General features: G+C 71.8%; 20 protein-coding genes and 1 pseudogene. 6 read left to right on the top strand and 15 right to left on the bottom strand.

The features are described 5' to 3' along the window. Positions 1 to 54: 54 nt before the first annotated feature. From AC38ZX_RS02235 to AC38ZX_RS02170, 14 genes are all read right to left on the bottom strand, one after another. Positions 55 to 1038 carry a sortase gene (locus AC38ZX_RS02235; protein WP_426594256.1) on the bottom strand — a complete coding sequence of 328 codons (984 nt, stop codon included), beginning with the start codon at positions 1036 to 1038 and terminating at the stop codon, positions 55 to 57. Further along, a complete protein-coding gene (locus tag AC38ZX_RS02230) occupies positions 1035 to 1730 on the bottom strand; it encodes a hypothetical protein (RefSeq protein WP_491296199.1) in 696 nt (231 codons plus the stop codon). The genes AC38ZX_RS02235 and AC38ZX_RS02230 overlap by 4 nt, the downstream gene beginning before the upstream one ends. After that, positions 1727 to 2209, bottom strand: a complete 483-nt coding sequence (locus AC38ZX_RS02225; protein ID WP_491296198.1) for a hypothetical protein — start codon at positions 2207 to 2209, stop codon at positions 1727 to 1729. The genes AC38ZX_RS02230 and AC38ZX_RS02225 overlap by 4 nt, the downstream gene beginning before the upstream one ends. A 325-nt stretch (positions 2210 to 2534) precedes the next feature. Then, entirely contained in the window at positions 2535 to 3716 is a 1182-nt protein-coding gene (locus tag AC38ZX_RS02220) for a hypothetical protein (RefSeq protein WP_491296197.1), read from the bottom strand. 234 nt (positions 3717 to 3950) lie between these two features. Continuing rightward, positions 3951 to 5366, bottom strand: a complete 1416-nt coding sequence (locus AC38ZX_RS02215; RefSeq protein WP_491296196.1) for an Ig-like domain repeat protein — start codon at positions 5364 to 5366, stop codon at positions 3951 to 3953. A gap of 22 nt (positions 5367 to 5388) precedes the next feature. Then, positions 5389 to 5628, bottom strand: a complete 240-nt coding sequence (locus AC38ZX_RS02210) for a hypothetical protein (protein WP_491296195.1) — start codon at positions 5626 to 5628, stop codon at positions 5389 to 5391. Between the two features lie 41 nt (positions 5629 to 5669). Further along, on the bottom strand, positions 5670 to 6764 hold the full coding sequence (locus AC38ZX_RS02205; protein WP_491296194.1) for a substrate-binding domain-containing protein: 1095 nt from the start codon (positions 6762 to 6764) through the stop codon (positions 5670 to 5672). A gap of 86 nt (positions 6765 to 6850) precedes the next feature. Beyond that, positions 6851 to 9469: a hypothetical protein gene (locus tag AC38ZX_RS02200; protein ID WP_491296193.1), complete on the bottom strand. Its 2619-nt coding sequence runs from the start codon at positions 9467 to 9469 to the stop codon at positions 6851 to 6853. Positions 9470 to 9517: 48 nt separating this feature from the next. Further along, positions 9518 to 9850: a hypothetical protein gene (locus AC38ZX_RS02195; protein WP_491296192.1), complete on the bottom strand. Its 333-nt coding sequence runs from the start codon at positions 9848 to 9850 to the stop codon at positions 9518 to 9520. A 13-nt stretch (positions 9851 to 9863) separates the two neighbouring features. Further along, the gene (gene pstS, locus AC38ZX_RS02190) at positions 9864 to 11339 is read right to left on the bottom strand and encodes a phosphate ABC transporter substrate-binding protein PstS (RefSeq protein ID WP_491296191.1); all 1476 of its coding nucleotides are present in this window, start codon (positions 11337 to 11339) and stop codon (positions 9864 to 9866) included. Beyond that, the gene (pstA, locus tag AC38ZX_RS02185; protein WP_491296190.1) at positions 11336 to 12520 is read right to left on the bottom strand and encodes a phosphate ABC transporter permease PstA; all 1185 of its coding nucleotides are present in this window, start codon (positions 12518 to 12520) and stop codon (positions 11336 to 11338) included. Before pstA ends, pstS begins: the two co-directional genes overlap by 4 nt. Positions 12521 to 12601: 81 nt before the next feature. Further along, entirely contained in the window at positions 12602 to 13423 is an 822-nt protein-coding gene (gene pstC / locus AC38ZX_RS02180; RefSeq protein WP_491296189.1) for a phosphate ABC transporter permease subunit PstC, read from the bottom strand. A gap of 324 nt (positions 13424 to 13747) precedes the next feature. Then, entirely contained in the window at positions 13748 to 14623 is an 876-nt protein-coding gene (locus AC38ZX_RS02175) for a lytic transglycosylase domain-containing protein (protein WP_491296187.1), read from the bottom strand. Next, positions 14620 to 15042: a YegP family protein gene (locus AC38ZX_RS02170; protein ID WP_491296186.1), complete on the bottom strand. Its 423-nt coding sequence runs from the start codon at positions 15040 to 15042 to the stop codon at positions 14620 to 14622. Before AC38ZX_RS02170 ends, AC38ZX_RS02175 begins: the two co-directional genes overlap by 4 nt. Before the next feature lie 469 nt (positions 15043 to 15511). Here AC38ZX_RS02170 and AC38ZX_RS02165 point away from each other — a divergent pair, with 469 nt between their 5' ends. The 3 genes from AC38ZX_RS02165 (at position 15512) to AC38ZX_RS02155 (ending at position 18947) form a co-directional block, all read left to right on the top strand. Next, entirely contained in the window at positions 15512 to 16795 is a 1284-nt protein-coding gene (locus AC38ZX_RS02165; protein WP_491297278.1) for a bifunctional o-acetylhomoserine/o-acetylserine sulfhydrylase, read from the top strand. A 7-nt stretch (positions 16796 to 16802) separates the two neighbouring features. Beyond that, a complete protein-coding gene (gene metX, locus AC38ZX_RS02160; RefSeq protein WP_491296185.1) occupies positions 16803 to 18071 on the top strand; it encodes a homoserine O-acetyltransferase MetX in 1269 nt (422 codons plus the stop codon). A 162-nt stretch (positions 18072 to 18233) separates the two neighbouring features. Continuing rightward, on the top strand, positions 18234 to 18947 hold the full coding sequence (locus AC38ZX_RS02155; protein WP_491296184.1) for a maleylpyruvate isomerase N-terminal domain-containing protein: 714 nt from the start codon (positions 18234 to 18236) through the stop codon (positions 18945 to 18947). A gap of 76 nt (positions 18948 to 19023) precedes the next feature. Here AC38ZX_RS02155 and AC38ZX_RS02150 read toward each other — a convergent pair. Continuing rightward, positions 19024 to 19572: pseudogene (locus tag AC38ZX_RS02150) on the bottom strand (DUF5995 family protein); the annotation flags it as partial. A 113-nt stretch (positions 19573 to 19685) separates the two neighbouring features. On the opposite strand from AC38ZX_RS02150, the gene AC38ZX_RS02145 reads away from it, so the two are divergent. Genes AC38ZX_RS02145 through AC38ZX_RS02135 form a run of 3 tightly spaced genes read left to right on the top strand, consistent with a single transcriptional unit; the run spans position 19686 to position 21591 of the window. Then, positions 19686 to 20630 carry a zinc-binding dehydrogenase gene (locus tag AC38ZX_RS02145; RefSeq protein WP_426594237.1) on the top strand — a complete coding sequence of 315 codons (945 nt, stop codon included), beginning with the start codon at positions 19686 to 19688 and terminating at the stop codon, positions 20628 to 20630. Beyond that, positions 20627 to 21025, top strand: a complete 399-nt coding sequence (locus AC38ZX_RS02140; protein ID WP_491296183.1) for an alpha/beta hydrolase — start codon at positions 20627 to 20629, stop codon at positions 21023 to 21025. Before AC38ZX_RS02145 ends, AC38ZX_RS02140 begins: the two co-directional genes overlap by 4 nt. After that, positions 20980 to 21591 (top strand): alpha/beta fold hydrolase, encoded by a 612-nt coding sequence (locus AC38ZX_RS02135; RefSeq protein WP_491296182.1) that lies wholly within the window; start codon positions 20980 to 20982, stop codon positions 21589 to 21591. Before AC38ZX_RS02140 ends, AC38ZX_RS02135 begins: the two co-directional genes overlap by 46 nt. The last annotated feature ends 14 nt before the right edge of the window (positions 21592 to 21605 follow it).

Below are 21605 nucleotides of genomic sequence, written 5' to 3'. Positions count from 1 at the left end.
CCTGCGTCACGTCGTCGGATGGTGCGATCGGTCTCATCGGTCCGGGCTCCTGGGTCACATGAGGTTGGGCAGCATGCGGACGGACTGGTCCGCGACGAGGAAGAAGGCCAGCAGGCCGAGGGGCACGAAGACGGCCCACGCCTGACGCGCGCCGATGCGGCGATGCGTCCACACGGCCCCGGCCGCCACGACGATCGCGAGCTGGAGGGCGAACACGAGTGCCCACGCCCGGGAGGTGTCGCCCGCCATCTCCTTGTCCGTCGCCGGCAGCGTCCGGAACGTCGTGTCGCGAGCGCCCCGCGGCTGCGGCTCCGAGATGAGCTGCGCATAGACCCGCACGATGCTCGTCGGGAAGAAGGCCGGTCCGCGCGCTGTCTCCAGCAATAGCCGGCTCTCGCCCGCCTTGGCCGACGCCGGACCGGCGTCGCCGCCGTAGAAGACGCCGATCACCTCGAACGTCTGCTCGCCCTGGCCCGTGACGGCGGTGAAGCGGTCCCCGGGGCCGAGCTCCTCGATATGACGGAACGGCCCACCGAACGTGCTGTGCCGGCCCATGATGACGCTGACACCGGCCTGGCCCGGGAGCGACGTGTCGCGCCGATGGCCGGGTCCGAGCGCCAGGTTCGACGAGTCGGTGCCCTCGACGACCGTCTCGTCGACCCCGATCTGCGGGATGGTCAGCTGCGCCACCGGGGCGCCGTCGCTCAGCAGCACGTCGTCGAACCTGCCCTCGCTCACCGGCGCGGTCCCCTCAGCCAGCTGCTGCGTGAACTGCTGGTGCAGGCGGTCCTGCGCGATCAGGTGCTCGAGGTTGCCGACGACGACCACATAAGCGGCCAGCGACAGCAGGACGAGCGCCAGCAACCGCGCGATCTGCGCGCCGAGCCTCTGGCCAGGGCTGACGGGACCGACGCGTCGACGGGGTACCCACCGCCAACGGGGCCGGCGCGGACGCCGCGGCGGATCGGACGGAGGCGGCGCCCAGATGGCATCGAGCTCGAGGGTGTCGTCGAACGCGCGGGTCGGGGCGACGGTCAACGCGCCACCACCGGGGTCTGCACGCCTCGGTCCGGCGCCGGCCGCGCCGACGCGGCTCCGCGAACGAGGCGATAGTGCCCGAGGAACCAGGCGACCACCCCGACGATCGCCACGAGCGCCACGAGGTGCAGTGGCGGCGCCAGCACCCAGCGGTCCCGCTCGAGGGGCGAGAGCTGCACGCCGCCGACCTCGGTCGGCGGCGTGAGCGTGGCGTCGACGTGGAAGACGCCCCACTGTCCGACACCCCGGACGTCGACGGCGATCACGCGAACCTCGCCGGGCTCGATCCCCCTGACCGCGACCGACGAGTCACCGCCCAGGTCCATGCCCAGCAGGTTGCGCGCGCCGAACGATGCCGACGCGTCGACGACCTTCGAGTAGGCGTTGCGGACGACGAGCTCGACGTGCAGGGTGCCGCCCAACGGGTCGGGCGACGGGTGGTAGACCGTCCGCAGGCCGCTGACGTAGAGCACGCCGCCGGCGTCCACCTGTCGCAGCGCAGGGGCCGTCGCCGTCGCCGACGCCGACGGCAGCGGCACGGCGGCCGAGGCGGCCGGCGTCGGCGCGAGAGAGGCGCTGCTCGTCGGGTCCGGTGCCACGGCTGCACCGGCCGGGGCCGCGAGCGCGGTGAGCACCAACCAGCCGAGCAGGATCGCGCTGCCCGTCCGAGGACCGCGTACTCCGCGCCTCATTGCCGACCCCGGGGCCCCGTCGTAGCGCTCTTCGTCCGTTCGTCGTCGCCGGAGCCCTCGGATCCTTCATGACCCAGACCGACCGCACCGGAGGCAGGTCGGTCGGAGCCGGCGCGTCGACGTCGCAGGACGACCACGACGCCGACCGCCGCCAGGATGACGACGACTCCGGCCACCGACCAGAGCACGACGGCCGGCAGCACTCGAGCGCCACCCCCGGCCGGGGCGGCGCTGCCATCCACCGGCGCCCATGTGTACGTCGCCTTCTCCGGGTCGGCATCGCCCCTGAGATGGATGTGGATGAAGTAGAGCCCACCGTCGGCCACGTGCCCGCCGGCCGCCAGGTAGGCGACGCCGAGTGAGTAGTCACCGCTCACGGCGGCCGTCGCACCGGTGCCCGGCGGGGTACCGGTGCCCACCGTGACGAGGTGGTACGGCGTGACGTCGACCAGCCACTGGCCGGGCGGGGTGGCTCCCACGGGGCGGTCGCGTTCCAGGACGTGGGGTCGGACTCGTGCCCCACGGGGCTGACGAACGTCACGACCGACTCCGCGCCCGACGGGGCCGTGAGACGGTCCGTCTGGTCACCGGGCGTGGGCAAGGCCGAGACCGGCTGGTTCCACCCCAGGCTCGCACCCACCGGGATGTCCGCGAGGGTGTTGGCGTCCGCGAGATAGAGGGTGCCGCCGAAGGACGGGTCGGCGGAGGCGTTCGCGGAGGCGGTCCCCACGCCCGGGAGCCCGGCTAGGACCATCAGGAACGCCGTCGCCACGATCCTGGCCCAGCGTCGCGTCGTCGATCCGGTCACGAGACCCGCTCCGGCTCCGCGACGGTCGGAGCGCCGCCTCCGCCCGGGGGTGAGCCGGGCCGCGAGTCGTCCCACGGGCTCTCCGGCGGACCCCAGACACCCGGCCGGTTACGACGCCGCCGGACGACCACGGTCGTCACCACCGCGGCGACGAGCACGAGCAGTGCGACGACGAGCCACGACCACGCCCACGACCAGGTGGACGCACGGACCGTCCCGATCGCCGGGTCGTCGGCCCCTCGGGCCGCCACCGCGTCCGCGGACACGACGACGTTCTCGAGCAGGAGCGGCACGACGTGGTCCAGCGTGACGGTCTGCGTCACGCTCGAGTGAGGCAACAGCTCGTCGATGGCCTCGCCCTTGGCGGACCGGGGCTGCAACCCGAAGATCCCGCTCGCCCGCACACCGGGGTTCGCGCCCAAGCGCACGTTGCCGCTGTTGGTCAGCGTGTACGTCACCTGGAGCGTGCCTGCGCCGAACGTGCTGCCGGCACGGAAGCGGGAGTGGACCTGCGTGATGGTCAGGCCCGCCCGGATGTCGCCCTGTACGCGCACGTAGACGCGCACGCCCACCCGCTGCTCCAGGTCGACCGCCGGGGTGTTGGCTCCCGCAGCACCGGTCGTCGTCACCGACGAGAGCACCGCCGCGAGGTGGTCGCCGGGCTCCGCGTCCTTCGGGACGTTGATCGTGACCGGCACCAAGACCATGCCGGGGCCTTTCGAACCCTGCGCCGGCACGTGGACGCTCGAGTCGTGCAGCGTCACCCACGCGCCCGCGAGGCTCTTCGGGTCGTCGCGCCGCCCGACGTCGAGGCCACCGTCGGCGGCGTTCGTCACGTCAGCGGTATACAGGTCGACGTCGAGAGGGGCGTCGGAGATGTTGACCACGCCGACGCCGTCGAACAGCGTCGATCCGGGCGGCGCGTCGACGGCGATGAATCCGCGCGCGTCGGGAGCACCTCCGGATGCCGTCGTGATGCCGAACGTGAGACGTGTGCCGTCCGAACCCCCGCCTGGGTCCGCGGCCGGGAGAGAGCCGACCGCAGCGCCGGGTGCCGCGGCACGTGGCACCGACGCCGCCGCGGCGGCGGTCGGCAGAAGGATGCCCGCGGCGAGCGCGAGCACGAGGGCCGGGACGCACGCCGCACGAGCGGCCGTCCGGGTGCGGTGGACGAACACCCGGTCATGTTCGTCCGCAGGTGGGCTCGTCGTCACCGCACGGCCGGTGAACTTCGGGGGAACTGCCGGAGGGGCAGGGGCCGGTGGCCCCCACCCCTCCGGGTGGTGCTCGTCCTACCGGCGGGCGGTGGGACGTCGTGCGGATGCGGATCGGCCGATCACATCACCGTGAAGGTGAGCGTGGCCCGGTAGAGGCCGGGCTGCACCGAGCTCGGGATGCCCTTCAGCTCGACGTCACCCGAGATCCACGCGGTGCCGGTCGCGTGACCGGCGCCGTAGGTGGCGAACGTCTGCGACGACCCCGACAGACCGGGGGTGTTGGCGGGGATGTCGGTCAGCGTGACGTCCCCCGCCTGCAGGGTGTTCGAGGTCACCTGGTGCTTGGCCAGGTTGACCAGGCCGAGGTGCGACGCGTCGAACGCGTTCGCGCCCGACGTGAAGGGCGTCGACGTGACCTGGGCGGTGAAGCCCGGGGCGCCCGAGCGGCGGTCGATGACCTGGATGGCCTGGGCCTGGTCCGTCGCCGAGCCGAAGACCGCCGGGTCCGTGTAGTACGTCGACGTCGCATCGTCCAGGATCGCCGTGCCGAGGTCGAGCGGGTCGGCGGAGGTCCAGGGCGTCGTGATCGTCAGCGTGCCCGCCGGGATCGTGACGGTGACGTCCTGCGGGTCCTCGCGCTGGTCCGTCGGAACGGTGACAGCGGTGAGGCTGAGGTTCGCCGCGGTGGTCGACGCCGAGGTTCACGTACGGAGCGACGCCCGTGAACGCGGCGTTGATGACCCAGGCGCCGGCACCGAGCGTGCTGATGTTGGCCGAGGCGACCCCCGACGCGTTGACCGGGATCGGGCCGGCGATCGTCGTGGCCGGGGCCCCGTCGAGGGAACCGGTGAACACGACCGAGCCCGCGCCGGCGGCGGCCACCGGCGACACGTTCGCCGTCAGCGCGACCGGACGGTTCTCGTTGCCGGAGGCGGACGTCGCCGTGACCGTCGTGGTGGTGACGATCGGGCCGGGCGTGACCGAGATGGTCGAGGCCGCCGACGTCGACGTGGCGAACGACGTGTCACCCGAGTAGACGGCGGTGATCGACGCGTTGATCGGCGAGGCGGTCGCGTTCGCGAGCGTGGCGCCCGTGAGCGTGGCCGTGCCGCTGGTGACCGTCACCGGCGAGCCGAGCGGCGTCGCTCCGTTCTTGAACTGGACGGTGCCGGTGGCGCCGGCCGGGGCGACCGTGGCCGTCAGGTTGAAGGGCGTGCCCGACGCGACCGTGGTCGGAGCCGCGGTGATCGTCGTCGTGGTCGGCGTGGTCACCACCGTCTGCTGGACCGTCTGGTAGGTGTACGTCGCGGTGCTGGTGGTGCCCGCCGTCACGTGGATGTGCACGTAGAACAGACCGCCGTTGACGACGTTGAGCTTCCCGGAGTCCGTGTAGGCCCAACCGAGCGAGTAGTCGCCACCGGCCGCGGCCACCGCGGCCTGGCCGGACGGGCTCCCGGCGCCCGGCTGGGCGATGCCGAGCGGGAACGTGTTCTCGAGGTACTGACCGCCGGTGATGAGCGGGGTCGAGGTGTAGGCGTTCCAGGCGCTGATGTTCGCCTCCTGGCCCTGGGGGGAGATGAACTGGTAGACCAGCTGCGCGCCCGCGGGCACGGAGCCGACCGGGTTCGTCGAGTCACCCGCAGCCGGGAACGCGGACGTCCCCTGGCCCCACTGGATTGCCGAGCTTCCCCTGGGTCAGGTCGGCGAACGTGTTCCCGTCCGCGAGATAGAACGTCCCACCGAACTTCGGGGTGGGCGGGACGCTGTCGACAGCGTTCGCGCCCGAGGCGAGGCCGACGAGACCGAGGCTGACCAGGGCGAGAGCCGTGGTGCCCGCCGCGATCCTGCGGCGAACGTTTCGTGCACTGCTCATGTCACTTTCCTTTCGTATGGCTTGCGGGAGTCAGACGGAGGTCAGAGCGTTGCGAAGGCACGCTGGGTCGCCGTGGTGCTCGGCGGCCGGAAGCCGAACTTCGCCTTGACGGCGCCCGGCTGGTTCGGCGGGGCGTTGAAGCTGACGAGGCTGCTCAGGCCCTGGGTGGAGTCGACGAGCTTGGCCAGGTTGGCGTCGTACGTCGGGGAGGCCGGGTTGACGCGGGCGTACTCGACCACCAGGTAGGTGTCGCGGCCGAACGTCGTGCTGTCGTAGGCGGGCTGGTTCGGAACCAGGGAGGTGCCGGTGCCCGTGTACGTGGCGACGCCATCGACCGCACCGAGCTTGAGGTTCGTGTCGCCGGCGATCGTGTTGGGCGCCGCGTTGTTCGACTGCGCGATCCAGCTCGCACCCGAGAACGGGATGATCTGGTAGTCGGCGATCTGGCCGCCGGTGTTCTCCTGGGGACCGGATGCGACGTTGTCGCCGGCGGGGACGGCCGTACCCGGGCTGGTGTTGCTCACGCCGATGGCGCCGGTGAAGAACGAGCGCGTACCGGAGTTGATCTGCGGCAGGCGCGGGGTGATCGGGGTGCCCGGGCACAGGGTCGTGTTGGGGGCGGAAGCGGAGTAGAGCGCGGTGAGCTCCGCCTTGGTCAGGACGGCCAGCGACGCCGCGCAGGCGGTGTCGGAGGCGGGCACGCGGTAGGCGTACGACACCGCGTCACGGGCGTACGGCACGTAGACGAGCACGCCGTTGGCGTTGGCGTTGGCGCCCGGGCCGCCCGACGACCGCGCGATGTCCACCTGGTCGTTGAGGGTCTGACCATTCAGGGTGTAGTGACCGGCCGACGCACGCAGCGCGTTGACGCCTGCGCCCGAACCCCCGGGACGGGTGAAGTACCCACCGGCGTTCTTGGTCCGGATGAGCGGCGAGCCGAACGCGTCGAAGCTGCCGATGAAGACACCGTTGGCAGACACGCGGACACCGGCCCCGGTGATGCTCGAGCCGTTGACGAGCGCGTTCATCGAGTCCTGCAGCGTGTCGGAGCCGACGGCAGCGTATCCGCCGGTCACCGGGTCGGCCGAGGCCGGGGTGGCGACGACGACGACGCCTCCGGCCAGCAGGCCGGCCATGACGCCGATCGATCCGCTTTCGGATATTCATGAACGTTCCTTCCGTGGTGTGTTGCCTGGTACTTCCTGGGGAGGGGAGATCTGAGTCATGGCAGTCGCCTGGGGCGCGCCACGAAGGGGACGGCGAGCGCCGCGAGCAGGCCGCCAGCTGCGCTGACCGGGAGGGCCGCACCGAGGGCGCCGGCCGAGGAGTCCGACGCGATCGCCGCGCCGACCGCCGGAGCAGGCGGGCCGCTCGCGCTCGGAGTCGGGGTCGGTGCTCCTGCGCCGGCACCCGCCGTGGGTGCTGCGTTCGGGGGAACGCTCGAGCCGGGCAGCCCCGAGGACGGCACCGAGGTGTCGCCCGGCTGGAACGGCGGGACCGGGTCGGTTCCGGTCGTCGGCGCCGGGGCCTGGTTCGCCGCGATCGCGTCGGCGGCCGCACGCGCCTGCGCCCGCCAGGCGTCCGGGACCGGTGCGTAGCCGGGTGGCAACTCGCCGAGGCTCGTTCCCGGCGTCTGGCCGCTCCCGGCGGCGTACCGGATGAGGGCGACAGCCGCCGCCCTCGACCCGGCGTCGCCGCCGGCGGGGTTGGTCGCGGCGTACACGGGCAGCGTCAGCGGGTACGCGTCGGTCGACGCCTTGGCCTTGTCGCTCGTCGTGTCGAACGCCACGACCTGGGGCTGCGTCGAGTTCGCCGACATCGCCCCCGCGGCCGCGGTCATCGATGCCGTGGTCGGGGTGACGAAGGACCCGGCCGGGTTGCGCAGGGCGGCGGTGTAGACCTGATAGGTCGCCGCCGAGGCCGTGTCGGTCAGCCCCATCACCTGCTGGACTCCGGGACTCCTGCGAGCCTCCGTCGTGAACCCAGGAACGCCGCCACTCGCCTGCCCCGTGCTCCACCCGGTGACCCGGTTGTCGCCGCGCAGCACCCAGTACGCGCTCTGGTCGAGCTTCGTCGAATAGGGCCGCCAGGCGATCGCGTCGACGAGGCTCGCGGGGTAGGCGGCGTTGAGGTACCCGGTCGACGGGTCCGGCTTGGGGAAGCGGTTGATCGGGTACTCGTTCGCGACGCCGGGCGGGTTGACGGTCGCGTTGGTGTCGGCGTCGGTCGTCGCCCAGGGGTTGACCTTCGTACCCCACGGGTCGGCGTCGCCGGCGAGGAAGTGCCGCGCGTCCGCGTCGGCCATGATGTACGCCCACACGGCCCAGGCGCTGTCCGAGCTGCCCAGCGGGACGAAGACGTCCGCCATCGCCGCGACGTTCTGCAACGCCTGGTGCCGCCAGGCCGGGTTGATCGCGAGGAAGTCCTCGTCCTGCGTGATGTTCCACGGGTTGTGCGCGAGCACGTCGTTCACGACGGCCGTGTTCGGGATGGAACCCCGGTACGAGTTGGTCAGCAGCTTCGCCAGCAGCCGTGGCGTCAGGTTCATCTGGGTGAAGGGCAGCTGCTCGAGCGCCTTGACGTCGTCCGGAGCCGGATCAGTCGGGTCGGCGGAGGCGAAATGGTCGACAGCAAAGGCCACGGTGAGGCCGGTGACGGCGATCGGCGCGTACGTCAGATGGTCCTCAGTGCCGTACGCGGCGGCGTCGAACGGCCGGCTGATCAGAGCGAGCGGTGCGACTCCGGTGCCGTTGGCCCGCGCGGCGGCGTCGCTCTCACCCGTGATCACGACGTTGTAGATCGACCCGCCGGCCTGGTTGCACACCACCGGCTGCCACGAGTGGATCGCGGCCGCCACCAGCTCGCTGCCGGACACCTGACGCTCCGCGGCGCCGAGCGCGCACCGTGCGCCGACCGGCTGGAAGCCGAGCCGCACGGCGACCTTGTGCTGCCAGTACGGCCACAGCAGACCCGACTGGGACGTGATGATCGAGTTGGCGTCGTGGTCGCCACGGGGCACGACGACCAGCCAGCACGGCTGACCCGTGACCGTTCCGTCGGAGGCGGTCTGCGGGTTCCCGCACCCGAGGCCGGGAGCCTGCATCGCGGTCTGCATCTCGAAGGTCACGGTGCCCGTGCCGTCCGCACCAAAGCCTGCCCACGGCACCTCGTTCGTGGTGTACGGGCCGAAGAACTCGTTGCTGACCAGCTCGACGGAAGGGTCGATCTTCCCGTCGACGATCCGGGCGACTGTCTTGCCGGTGGCGCTCCGGAACGGGACCGACACCTCTGGCGGGTCGAAGGGACCGGTGCCGGCATGCACGTACGGCAGGTCCGCGGCGGCGACGTCCGTGGGAACCGCGTTCCCGTCCCACGGAAACACCCGGCTGCGCGTCTGACCCTGGCCGATGTCGAGCGACCCGTACTGGCACGTCGTGCGGTCCGGTTGCGGCTGGCCTTGCACGTCAAGGATCGCGTTCCCCGAGGCGTCCTTGAGGTCTCCCCAGCACTGCATCACCTGGAGGAAGTTGGCGCCCTCGACGTTGTCGTTCTTGTAGATCGACCGCTTGCCGCCCGAGTACGTCAGCCGGACGCCCTGGTTCACCAGGTCCTTGGTCTGAGAGACGGTGACCGACAGGTTCGGGAACGGTGCGTCTGCGGCGTCCGGGTCCTGCTGGGCGGCGGTCACCGTGACCGAGGAGGAGTCGGCGTCTGCGGCGACCGCCTTCGGCGCCGCCGCGACCGTGCCGGCGAGCAGGACGCCGAAGGTTCCCAGCCCTACGGCGAGGGATGCTGCCGCCGTCCGCACCCACCGAGCGCCTGCGGAACCCACAGCGGCCACGACTCCCCTTGTTCGCGGGGCACGCGCCCCGTCGGATCCCGACGACCACTACCGTCGCGGCACTGGGTGAAGGCCCGACGAACGGAAGCCATCCGCCGTCCACCTGGGGGATTGCCCAGGGACGGCCATGAACCAGGTGAGAGGACCGGTCAGCTCTCGAGTCGTGTCGGACGGGGGACGGTCGCCCCCGCGAAGTCGGCGTGAGAGGACCGGCGGCAGCGCGACGAGCGCCAGGAAGAGCACCGCCGCGCCCGCCATCACCCAGGGCAACCAGCCCGAGCCGGACGACGGCAGCGTGAACGTCGACGACTGCGCCGTACCCACGACGGCCGCGCCCGAACCGTCATCGCCCGCCGCGATGACGTTGCCGAACTCGTCCACACCCTGCGGCTGGTCACCGGCGGCCGCGGCTGGGGCCGATGCGACGGGCGCCGAGCCGCCGGGCTGCTGGCCGGACCGCTCTTGCCGCCTCCGCTGCTCGACCCGCCGCCTCCCCCGCCGCCGGTGCCGCCACCACTCGATGACCCGCCCGAGACGCTGTGCGTCGTGAAGTACGAGCCCGGGACGCCGCCGGTCGGCGTCGTGCACTGATGGGCGCTCGTCTTGGCGTCGCAGTCCGCGGGCTGCGGCGCAGTGAGGGCGAGCTGATCGTCGACGGGCTGTCGCCCGGCTTGAAGGTCGGGTTGTTGCACGTGGAGATGTCGACCGCCCCGGCCCCCGGGATGCGCTTGATCTGGTCCGCACCCGCCTGGACGAGGTTCATCGGGAGGGGGGAATAGCCCAGCGACTCGGCGCTCTGCTGGCCCTCGCAGATGACGTAGTTGGCGAACGCGGCGAGGGTCTTGCCCTTGTCCGTGTTGAAGTTCGAGCCGGCCACCACCGCAGTCGGCTCGATGAGGTAGGAGTAGCTCGACAGGGGGTAGGCGCGCTTGTCCGCGTTCGTGTACACGCCCGAGAGGTCCTGGGTCAGATAGTTGGCGGCATTCGGGTCCTCGGTGTGGATCTTTGCGCCCAGGAGAGCCACGGCGACGTTCTGGGCCGTGGGCTCCACGAAGTAGCCCGCCGAGTTGAGCACCTTCACGACCGGGAAGTGCGCGAGGGTGGCCGCGTACGAGAACTCCGCGTACGTGATCGCCCCCTCGCTCGTGTTCTGCGACACGTACCCGGTCACGCCGTCCGAGCCCTTGAGGCTCTTGAAGACCGCGGGGTACAGCGACGTGAAGGAGCAGTGCCCGTCCGATCCCATGGGGCGGCCGGCCCTGGTGCAGAACGCGTCCCACAGGGCCTGGTGCTGCGTCGCCATCCAGAGGGTGAACTGGGCACTGGTCCCGGAGCCGTCCGAGCGGACCACCGGTGTGATCGCGCGGTCCGGCATGGCCAGGTCGGGGTTCGACCCCTGGATCTGCGGGTCGTTCCACCTGGTGATCGCGCCGGTGAAGATCTTGGTGATGGTCTGACCGTCGAGCCGCAGGGTGGTGACCTGCTTGCCGCCGATCTTGAGGTTGTACACGAACGAGGTGCCACCGGCGACGATCGGCATGTACGCGTACGGGGTCGACGGCTTCTCGGGGGCGGAGCCGTCTTCCGGGCTCGACTGGAACGGGATCTCCGAGATCGCGAAGTCGACGATCTTGTTGATGAAGTCCTGGCGGCCTGCGCTCGAGCCGTTGGCGTTGAAGTTGATCTGCATCCCGTAGTTGGACGCGACGTTCGACTGCCACGACTGGACCGCCACGGACGACCATGTCGAGCCGGACCCGGTGATCGGCGTGAAGCTGTCCGCGGCCGCCTGAGGAGCGACCGGGAGGGCCGCTGCCAGGGCCAGCATGCTCGCGAGCACGACGAGCGCGAAGCGGTGGGCGTTGTTCATGGCAGCTGCTCCTCGGCAGGTTCCGGCGGAGCCGTGGTGGGGGCGGCGGGGGTGCGTCGGTAGGCGGCGAGGCGGTTCGCAGCTGCGACGGAGGCCGAGTGCACGGCGCGCTGCTGCCTCGGTGTGGTGTGCCCCGGTCCGCGGCCGCCGATCCTGCGGGCGATCCCGAACAGGATGAGGACGACGATCAGCAGCGTCGCGGCCGCGCCGAATCCCCGCACGACCTGGTTGGGCTGCGGGGACGTGACGAAGTTGTACACCGCGAGCGGCAACGAGAGCATCGGCCCGTTCAGCGGGTTGACGGTCATCACGGCTGCGACGCCGGACGTCAGGAGGACCGGGCTCGTCTCGCCGAGCCCCCGTGCGGTGCCGAGGATGACAGCGGTCGCCAGACCGGACTTCGCCGTGGGGAGCACGACGTGCCACACGGTCCGCCACCGGGACGTGCCGAGCGCGTAGGACGCCTCGCGCAGGTTGTGCGGGACGAGCCGGAGCACCACGTCCGCCGAGCGGATGATGATGGGCAGCATCATCACCGAGATGGCCAGCGCCGCCGCGAAGCCGTTGCGCTCGTGGAACACGGGCTGCACGACGGCGGCGAGGATGAACAGGCCCGCGACGACCGACGGCAGCGCCGTCATGGCGTCGCTGATCGTCCGCACGAACTTCGCGAACCGGCCGCCCACCTCGTTGAGGAAGACCGCCGTCATGATGCCGAGCGGCACCGTGATCGCCAGCGCGATGCTGATCTGGATCAGCGTCCCGACGATCGCGTGCAGGATGCCGCCGTCGGTCAGGGGGGACTGCGGTCCGGCGACCCACATCGTCTGCGTGAAGAAGTTCAGGTGGTGCAGGGCGGAGAACCCGCGGACCAGGGTGTAGACGACGATGAACACCAGGACCGAGAACAGGGTCGCGCCCGCCATGCGCAGCAGCACGGTGACGACCTTGTCGATGACCTCCTGCGCCGTGGAGTGCAGCGAGACGAGCAGCGCGTAGTACCCGACGAAGCCGGCGAGCGCGACGACGACCAGCCCGATGCCGCCGTGCATCGCGGTGAGCTTGCCGAACAGCAGGAGTGCCGTCGCGAGAGCCGCCGCGGCGGCACCGATGAGGTCGAACACCTCGACCCTCGTCGCCCCACGCACCCGGCGACGTCGTCCGACCGGACCGCTGGGCACGGGCAACGTCGTGGGGGGCGGAGTCGCGGCCGGGATGGGTTGCGGGCGACCGGACCGTCGCTCCTCGGTGATCGTCACGTCTCACCCGTCGCTCTCGGCACCGGACCGCGACCGGGCGACGATCGAGGACGCGGTGAAGTTGACGACGAGGGTGACGACGAACAGCGCCAGCCCGGCGGCCATCAGTGCCGACAGACCGAACTGGCTCGCCTCGCTGAACTGCAGAGCGATGAGGGCGGAGACCGAGTTCGTACCGCTCTTGAGCACCTGCCAGTTGAGGCCGAAGACGGGCGAGATGATCATCGCGACGGCGATCGTCTCCCCGAGTGCGCGACCGAGACCCAGCATGGTCCCGCCGATCACCCCGCCTTTTCCGAAGGGCAGCACGACCGCCCGGATCATGCCCCAGCGCGTGGCGCCCAACGCGTAGGCGCCTTCGCGCTCCCCGACGGGCGCCCGCGAGAACGCCTCCCGCATGACCGAGGTCATCGTCGGCACCGCCATGAAGCCGACCACGATCCCGGCGAGGAACGCGGTGGACGTGTAGGAGTTCGTGTCGCTGATGTGGTTCCCGTCGGAGTCCGTCACCGCGAAGATCGGCAGCACGCGCCCGACCGTCTCGGAGAGCCACTGGGCCACGGGGATCATCTGGCTCTGCAGGAAGTAGAAGCCCCACAGCCCGTACACGATGCTCGGCACGGCGGCCATCAGGTCGACGAGCCCCACGAACAGGTGGCGGAACCGGTCGCCGACGATGTCCGACAGCAACAAGGCTGTGCCGAATGCCAGCGGGAACGCGACGACCATCGCGACGAGGGCGATCGTGACCGTGCCGAACAGCACCGCCCTGATGCCGAACACGCCACTCTCGGGCACCCACTGGTCCTCGGTGAGGAGCTCCACCGGGCGACGCCCAGCGCCTGGGCCCCGCGCAGCGAGAGGAACAGCCCCACCGCCAGCAGGATCCCGACCGTCGCGCCGCCCGCCGCGTAGGCGAAGCGGCGGAACACCGAGTCGGCCGGGGACGGCCGGGACACGAGCGACCGCTTCTGCTGCGGTCCCGCCGGGAGGAACGACTCGGGCGCCGTCGCGTCACGCAGCGTGGTCATCCTGCTCCATCCGGGCCGGCGCCGCGGTCACGACGTCCGTCCGCGATCGTGACGACCGGTGATGAACGACGGCCGACGGACGGGCGGCCGGCGGACCCCTGCGGGATGACGTCTGGTCTCATGGCCGCGCCTGCGTCGAGTAGGCGGTCGCCCGGGCGAAGACGCTGGCCACGTACGACTCCGAGTGGTTGTACGAGAAGACCGCGGCGTGCCAGCCGTCCCATGTCGACAGGTCGCGCGCTCCGGCACACAGATACCGGGCGGTCGTCAGCGCGGCATCGTCGATGTCCTGCGGGTCCGCCGTGCCGTCTCCGTCGCCGTCCGAGCCCCACCGCGCCCACGTCGATCCGATGAACTGCATCGGGCCCACGGCGTGGTCCCACGACGGATCGCCGTGCCACGCCTGCGACTGCGGCGTCGCCGGGATCGCCGCCGTTCCGGGGCCACCGTCGAGCACCGGCCCGACGATGGCCACCGAGGGCCGCCCGTCGTCGTCGAGGGTCGCGCCTCCGTGCGTCCCGTGGCCGGACTCGATCCAGCCGATCGCCGCGATCGTGGTCCAGCCGAGGTGGCACGCCTGGTCCTCGACGGCGATCTCGAGCGTCGCGTTGGCATAGGCCCGCACGGCCCGGGCCGGGATGCCGGTCGCCGCGGCGGCCGACGCGACCCAGTCGTCGACGGTCTGCGGCCGCGACGCCGTCCGAGGGACCACGATCGCCTGTGCCACGGGGGCGACGGTCCCGGACGCGGCCGGGACGGACGGGGCCGCGGCTGCCTGGAGCGGCGGGCCGGCCGGTGCAGCCGCGGGCCGTGCTGCCGCCTCGTCGAACGTCGTGGCGTCCGGCTGGTCGTTCGCGACGTGCGCGAAGGGGTCGACGTAAGGGACGCGCGCCTCGGGCTCCGACGGCGGCGCCACCGCCGCCGCGACGTTGACGGCACAGGCGAGCGCAACCCCGGCCGCAGCCACGACGACCGTGATCGAGCGGAGCCTCACGACCTCGTCACGTTCTGCGCGGCGGCCCGCGACGGACCGCCCGCTCGCGGCGACACGGTCTCGCGACGGAACACGATCACGTCCGGCTCGACGGGCGCCACCCGCGACAGCAGCTGGAACTTGCGGCCGGCGTCCATGCACCGCACCCGGCGGTCCTGGTCGCCGATGCCCTCGGCGACGGGCGTCCCGTCCAGCTGCAACGACCAGTGCCACCGGTAGGTCGGCGTCAGCCGCAGGCCGAGCTCGAGGCTGTCGACGGACGCCAGCACCAGGTCAAGACTCGAGCGCGCCGATGCGACCGACGGGTGCGAGGTCGCCGACCGCGCGAGGCCTCGACCGTTCGGGCTGACGAGCCTCCACCAGACCGGGGAGTCGTCCGAGAACTTGTAGAGCTGGAACACGGGCGCCACCGTCCGCATCCCGTCCTTTCGTCGCGGCGCCGAGTTCGACTCCTCGGCGCGTCCGATGCAGTTGAACCCATGTCCGGCATCTATGAGCGGCCTGTGCGGGACCAGGGGACGAACACCAGGCGTCGACTGGTCGACGATCCGGCGTCGTCCACACCGGCGGGTGAAGCCATCTCACCCAGCAAGACGCGAGTTCCATCTCGCGGACACGTCGGTTTACAGTCGCTCCATGTCCCGCCGAATGTGTCGCTGACCAGCGCACGCTCGGCTGTGCCCGCGGGCAGGTTGTCGTCCCCACATGGACCACCCTGTGACCCGCCCGAGCCATGGCTCGATCCGTGCGCCCCACTCCCCACCCTTCGCGGGACGGATGTCGGCTGCCCGAGGCCTCCTGCGGATTCGCTCGAACCACACGAACCCGAACACGAACCAGGAGCAGAAACCGTGAGCAACGAGAAGCTGGAACTTCGAGACCCGCCAGATCCACGCCGGCCAGACGCCGGACCCGGCCACCGGCGCCCGGGCGCTGCCGATCTACCAGACGACGTCCTTCGTCTTCCCGGACGCCAAGGTCGCCGCCGCCCGCTTCGCCCTGCAGGACCTCGGCCCCATCTACACGCGCATCGGCAACCCGACGCAGCAGGTCGTCGAGGACCGCATCGCCTCCCTCGAGGGCGGCGTCGGCGCGCTCCTCGTGGCCTCAGGCCAGGCGGCCGAGACGTTCGCGATCCTCAACGTCGCCGAGGCCGGTGACCACATCGTCGCCAGCCCGTCGCTGTACGGCGGCACGTACAACCTCCTGCACTACACGCTGCCCAAGCTCGGCATCGAGACGACGTTCGTCACCGACCCGCACGACGCGCAGGCGTGGAAGGACGCGATCCGCCCGAACACCAAGCTGTTCTTCGCGGAGACCATCCCGAACCCGAAGTCCGACATCCTCGACATCGAGTTCGTGGCCGGCGTCGCGCACGAGTACGGCGTCCCGCTGATCGTCGACAACACCGTGGCCACCCCGTACCTGATCAACCCGCTGACGTGGGGGGCCGACGTGGTCGTGCACTCCGCCACCAAGTACCTGGGCGGCCACGGCTCGGCCATCGGCGGCGTGATCGTCGACGGCGGCTCGTTCGACTACGCCCAGTACCCGGAGCGGTTCCCCAACTACAACACCCCCGACCCGTCGTACAACGGCCTGGTCTTCGGGCGGGACCTCGGCGTCGGCGGCCTGTTCGGGATCAACCTGTCGTACATCCTCAAGGCGCGCGTGCAGCTGCTGCGCGACCTCGGCTCGGCGATCTCGCCGTTCAACGCGTTCCTCATCGCCCAGGGCATCGAGACGCTGTCCCTGCGCGTCGAGCGGCACGTGCAGAACGCCGAGAAGGTCGCGGCCTGGCTGGAGGCCCGCGAGGACGTCGGCACCGTGCACTACGCCGGTCTGGAGTCGAGCCCGTGGCACGCCGCGCAGCTCAAGTACTCGCCGCGCGGCGCCGGTGCCGTGCTCGCGTTCGAGATCGAGGGCGGCACCGAGGCGGGTCAGGCGTTCGTGTCGGCCCTGGAGCTGCACTCGAACGTCGCGAACATCGGCGACGTGCGCTCGCTGGTCATCCACCCGGCCTCGACCACGCACAGCCAGCTGACCCCCGAGGAGCAGCTGCTCTCGGGCGTCACGCCCGGCCTGGTCCGGCTGAGTGTCGGCATCGAGCACATCGATGACATCCTTGCTGACCTGGACGCGGGCTTCCGCGCCGCCAAGGGAGCCTGATCACCGCATGAGTTCCGGTACGCAGCCGACGCCGCCCGAGTCCACCACCGACTCGGGCGGCCCGGCCGCGCGCCCGCTCTTCAGCACCCCACGGGCACGCCCGCGGACGCTGGCCTCGCGGCCGTCACCGTCGGACCAGCCGCCGGTCAGGGCGAGCAGCGCGTGGCGCGACGGGGACGCCGTGGGCCGTCGCCAGTTCGCCGACCTCGGTCCGTTCGCCCTGGAGTCGGGCGGCCGGCTGCCGGCCGTGCGGCTGGCCTACGAGACGTGGGGCACGCTCGACGAGGACGGCAGCAACGCGGTCCTGGTCCTGCACGCATTGACGGGCGACTCGCACGTGACCGGTCCCGCCGGCGACGGGCACCCGACGGCCGGCTGGTGGCAGTCGATGATCGGGCCGGGCGCGCCGATCGACACCGAGCGCTGGTTCGTCGTCGCCCCGAACGTGCTGGGCGGCTGCCAGGGCTCCACCGGCCCCGCCTCGCTCGCGCCGGACGGGCGTCCCTGGGGCGGCCGCTTCCCGTTGCTGACCGTCCGCGACCAGGTCGCCGCCGAGATCCGGCTGGCCGACCTGCTGGGCATCGACTCGTGGGCCTTGGTCATCGGCGCCTCGCTGGGCGGCCTGCGCGTCCTCGAGTGGGCCGCCGGCGCACCCGAGCGGGTGGACGCCGTCGCCGCGATCGCGACGGCCGCGCAGACCTCCGGCGACCAGATCGCCGGCTTCCACACGCAGATCTCCGCCATCCGCGCCGACCCCCTCTACCGCGACGGCGACTTCTACGACGCCACCGACGGCGACGGTCCGCACGTCGGCCTGGGCCTGGCCCGCCAGATCGCCCACCAGACCTATCGCAGCGCCGTCGAGCTGGACCAGCGGTTCGGCCGCATCCCGCAGGGCGCCGAGGACCCGCTGGAGGGCGGCCGGTTCGCGGTGCAGTCCTACCTGGACCACCACGGCGACAAGCTGGCGCGACGCTTCGACGCCAACACCTACGTGATCCTGACGCGCACGATGATCACGCACGACCTGGGTCGCGACCGCGGCGGGGTCGCCGCCGCGCTCGCGGCCATCACGGCGCGCACGCTGGTCATCGCCGTCGACAGCGACCGGCTCTTCCCGCCGGCCCAGTCCCAGCGGATCGCCGACGGCATCCCCGGCGCGGTCCTGCGCACGGTCCACTCCGACTTCGGCCACGACGGCTTCCTCATCGAGGAGCAGCTGGTCGGGTCCCTGGTCAACGAGTTCCTGGAGACGGGCGCCCGCCAGCGCCCGTGACGGTCGGTCGGGCGTCCGGCTCGAACCGTCGGACCCGTACCGACCTTCGACGGGAGCCGCTCACCTGCCCCATCCGTCGCAGGCGCGGCTGGATCGACGCACCGGGCGCCGCATCCGCAGAACGACCTCGACGCGTCGGGTGCTGACCGCAAGGATGGCGCCATGCCCGTCCCCTCCGGTGAGCTCGCCGACGCATCCGCCGCCCTGCACGACCAGTGGGAACGTCTCCGACGCTGGGTGGGCGACGTGGTGGACGACCAGGTGGCCGACGAGCCGTCGGTCCTTCCCGGCTGGACGGTCGCGGAGCTCGTGGCACACCTCGGCCGCGCGATGGAGGCGCTCGCCGTCGCCACGCCGCTGCCCGACGGCACGGTCCCGCTCACGCTCGGCGAGTACGTGGGCACCTACGCCGACAGGGCGGCCGAGACGGCACAGGCGACCCGCGAGCTCGCCACGGCCATCTCGGCGGACCCGCTCGGCGAGGTCGATGCGCGCGCGCAGGCCGCCTTCGACCGGCTCGACGAGCTGGGGCTGGACGAGCGGGTGGTCCAGGGTCGCCGGGGCCCAGTGCTGCTGAGCACCATGACGGTCTCGCGGGTGCTGGAGCTGGTGGTGCACGCCGACGACCTCGCACGGTCGGTGCCGCGGGGTGTCGACCCCGTCGAGCCCGGTGCGCTGCGGCTCGTCGCGGACGCGCTGCTGCGGGTCGTCGTCGCGCGCGGCGGCTGGGACCTCGAGGTCAGCGACGCCCGGCGCTGGGTCCGGCTCGCGACCGGCCGTCAGCCGTACGACGTCGACGAGCTGGCCGTCGCCCTGCACCCGCGCTACACCAGCGACGCCGTCCCCGACCTCGGCCGGATGCTGCCGCTCCTCTAGCCAGCTCGACGCGGATGAGCAGCTGCCGGCTGACCAGGCCGACCGTGTGGGCCAGGGTGTCGCGGGCGGCGCGCTCCAGCACCGGGACGTCGCGCAGGTGCCAGAGCGTCAGTGCGGCGACCCAGGCGGCGTCGCGTGCCTTGTCGATGGAGAAGTTGCTGACCAGGTCGGCCAGCGGTGCGACCGCGGCGCCGTGCTCGACGACCGCCTTGTCGAGGAACGAGTCACGGATCGGGCGCACGACCTCGGCGAGCACCGAGTTGACCTTCTCGAAGTCGCGATGGATCGAGCCGTCGTCGGGCTCGACGCCGCGCGCGGTGCACGTCGCGACCACCGCGAGCGCGAGGTCGTTGTTGATGTGCGCGTTCATCCCGGCGAGCGCGAACTGGATGGGCAGGATCCCGTGCACCGCGCGGCGCTCGACCAGCGGGGCCCAGGCCTTCGAGACCGGGCGCTTCGCGACGATGTCGGACGGCACGTCGAGGAAGAGGTCCGCGAACCGCACGTCGAGGTCCGCCGTGAAGACCGGGTCCTGGAACGTGGTGTCCACGACCCGCAGGGCGACGAGCGCCGTGACGCGCCGGTAGACGTCGAGGAACACCCCGATCCCGTCGGCGTGCGGCATCCCGGCGCGCAGGCCGTCCATCTGGGCGACGACATGGTCGATCTTCGCGGAGGAGGAGGTCACCGGCCCAGGATCACAGGTCGGGTGGCGCGCGGGAAGGTTACGTTGGGGCAGTGATCGCCGCGTACGCAGCCCGCTTCGACCCGACCGAGCCGCTGACCGGGCTGGTGGTGGGCGATCAGCCCGCCCCCACGCCTGCACCGGGCTGGACCGTCGTCGATGTCCGCGCGGCCGCCCTGAACCACCACGACCTCTGGTCGCTGCGGGGCGTCGGGCTGCGCGCCGAGCAGCTGCCGATGATCCTGGGCACGGACGCCGCCGGCGTCACGGCGGACGGCCGCGAGGTCGTCGTGCACGGCGTCATCACCCTGCCCGACGAGCCCCGCTCGCTGCTGTCCGAGCGCTACCCCGGCACCCTGGCCGAGCAGGTCGCGGTCCCCACCCAGAACCTCGTCGACAAGCCGTCCGCCCTGTCGTTCGTGGAGGCCGCCTGCCTGCCGACCGCCTGGCTCACGGCCTACCGGATGCTCTTCGTCACCGGCCGCGCGACGCCCGGGCAGCGGGTGCTCGTGCAGGGCTCCGGCGGTGGGCTCGCCACGGCGGCGATCGTCCTGGGGGCGGCCGCGGGCCTCGAGGTGATCGTGACGGGTCGCGACGAGGCACGTCGCGCCCGTGCCGTGTCGCTGGGCGCCGCCGCGGCGGTGGAGCCGGGAGCACGCGTGCCGCGGGTCGACGTGGTCCTGGAGTCCGTCGGCAGGGCGACCTGGTCGCACTCGGTGCGGTCGGTCAAGCCGGGCGGGATCATCGTGGTCGCCGGCGCGACGAGCGGCGACGCCAGCCCCGCCGAGCTGACCCGGATCTTCTTCCAGGAGATCACGGTGGCGGGCACCACCATGGGCTCCCGCGACGACCTGTCGCACCTGCTCGCGTTCCTCGAGCGGACCGGCGTACGGCCGCTGGTGGACTCGACGTTCCCGCTGGCCGAGGCGCACGCGGCGCTCCGCCGGCTCTGGGACGGTGCACAGACCGGCAAGATCGTGCTGGAGGTGGGCGCGTGACGTGGGAGCCCGACGTCCTCGGCCCGGACTACGTGGCTCGCACGCTCCAGCTGCGCCCCGACGACGAGGGTCCCGTGGTGGCCACCCTGGTCAAGTACGCGCCGCCCGCGCCGGAACCTCTGCGCCCGTCGCGCGCGATCCTGTACATCCACGGTTGGTCGGACTACTTCTTCCAGACGGGGCTCGCCGAGTTCTGGCACGCCCGCGGTGCGGCGTTCTACGCGCTCGACCTGCGCAAGTACGGCCGCAGCCTGCGCCCGCACCAGACCCCCGGCTACATCGACGACCTCGATGCCTACGACGAGGAAGCTTCGAGGCCTCCCTGGACGTCCTGCGCGCCGAGCTGGGCGTGCACGCGCGGCTCATGGTCATGGGCCACTCGACCGGCGGCCTGATCGCAGCGCTGTGGGCGCAGCGGCATCCCGACGACGTCAGCGGTCTCGTGCTGAACAGCCCGTGGCTCGAGCTGCAAGGGTCGTCGGTGCTGCGCCACCTGTCCGGCCCGGCGGTCGCGCGCCTCGCACGGTTCCAGCCCAAGGCGCCGCTGCCCAACATCGACCCGGGCTACTACGCCCGCACGATCGACGTGGCCACGGGTGGCGAGTGGACGTACGACACGACCTGGCGACCGACACCGTCGTTCCCCGTCCGTGCCGGTTGGCTGCGGGCCGTCACCATCGGCCACGCACGGATCGCCCGCGGGCTGTCGATCGACGATCCGATCGTGATGCTCTGCTCGAGCCGCACGATCATCAGCCCGCGCTGGAGCGAGGACATGCGCTCCGCCGACGTCGTGCTCGACGTGGAGCTGCTGACCCGCCGGGCCGTGCAGCTGGGGTCGCACGTGACCGTGATCCGGGTGCACGACGGGCTGCACGACCTGTCGCTGTCGCCCGCGCCCGTGCGGATGCGGTTCTACGCCGAGATCGACCGCTGGGTCTCGGCGTACGGCTGGGGCTGACCTACAGCCCCGAG

The organism is Cellulomonas sp. McL0606 (genome assembly GCF_058248365.1).
Note: the sequence above shows the minus strand (reverse complement) of the source record. Positions and strands in the feature narration are given on the sequence as shown.

Coding starts and splice junctions, on each gene's coding strand:
- pstS (WP_491296191.1), bottom strand. CDS start 11,339: ATGAACAACGCCCACCGCTTCGCGCTCGTCGTGCTCGCGAGCATGCTG.
- AC38ZX_RS02170 (WP_491296186.1), bottom strand. CDS start 15,042: ATGCGGACGGTGGCGCCCGTGTTCCAGCTCTACAAGTTCTCGGACGAC.
- AC38ZX_RS02205 (WP_491296194.1), bottom strand. CDS start 6,764: ATGGCCGGCCTGCTGGCCGGAGGCGTCGTCGTCGTCGCCACCCCGGCC.
- AC38ZX_RS02155 (WP_491296184.1), top strand. CDS start 18,234: ATGCCCGTCCCCTCCGGTGAGCTCGCCGACGCATCCGCCGCCCTGCAC.
- AC38ZX_RS02230 (WP_491296199.1), bottom strand. CDS start 1,730: ATGAGGCGCGGAGTACGCGGTCCTCGGACGGGCAGCGCGATCCTGCTC.
- metX (WP_491296185.1), top strand. CDS start 16,803: ATGAGTTCCGGTACGCAGCCGACGCCGCCCGAGTCCACCACCGACTCG.
- AC38ZX_RS02210 (WP_491296195.1), bottom strand. CDS start 5,628: ATGAGCAGTGCACGAAACGTTCGCCGCAGGATCGCGGCGGGCACCACG.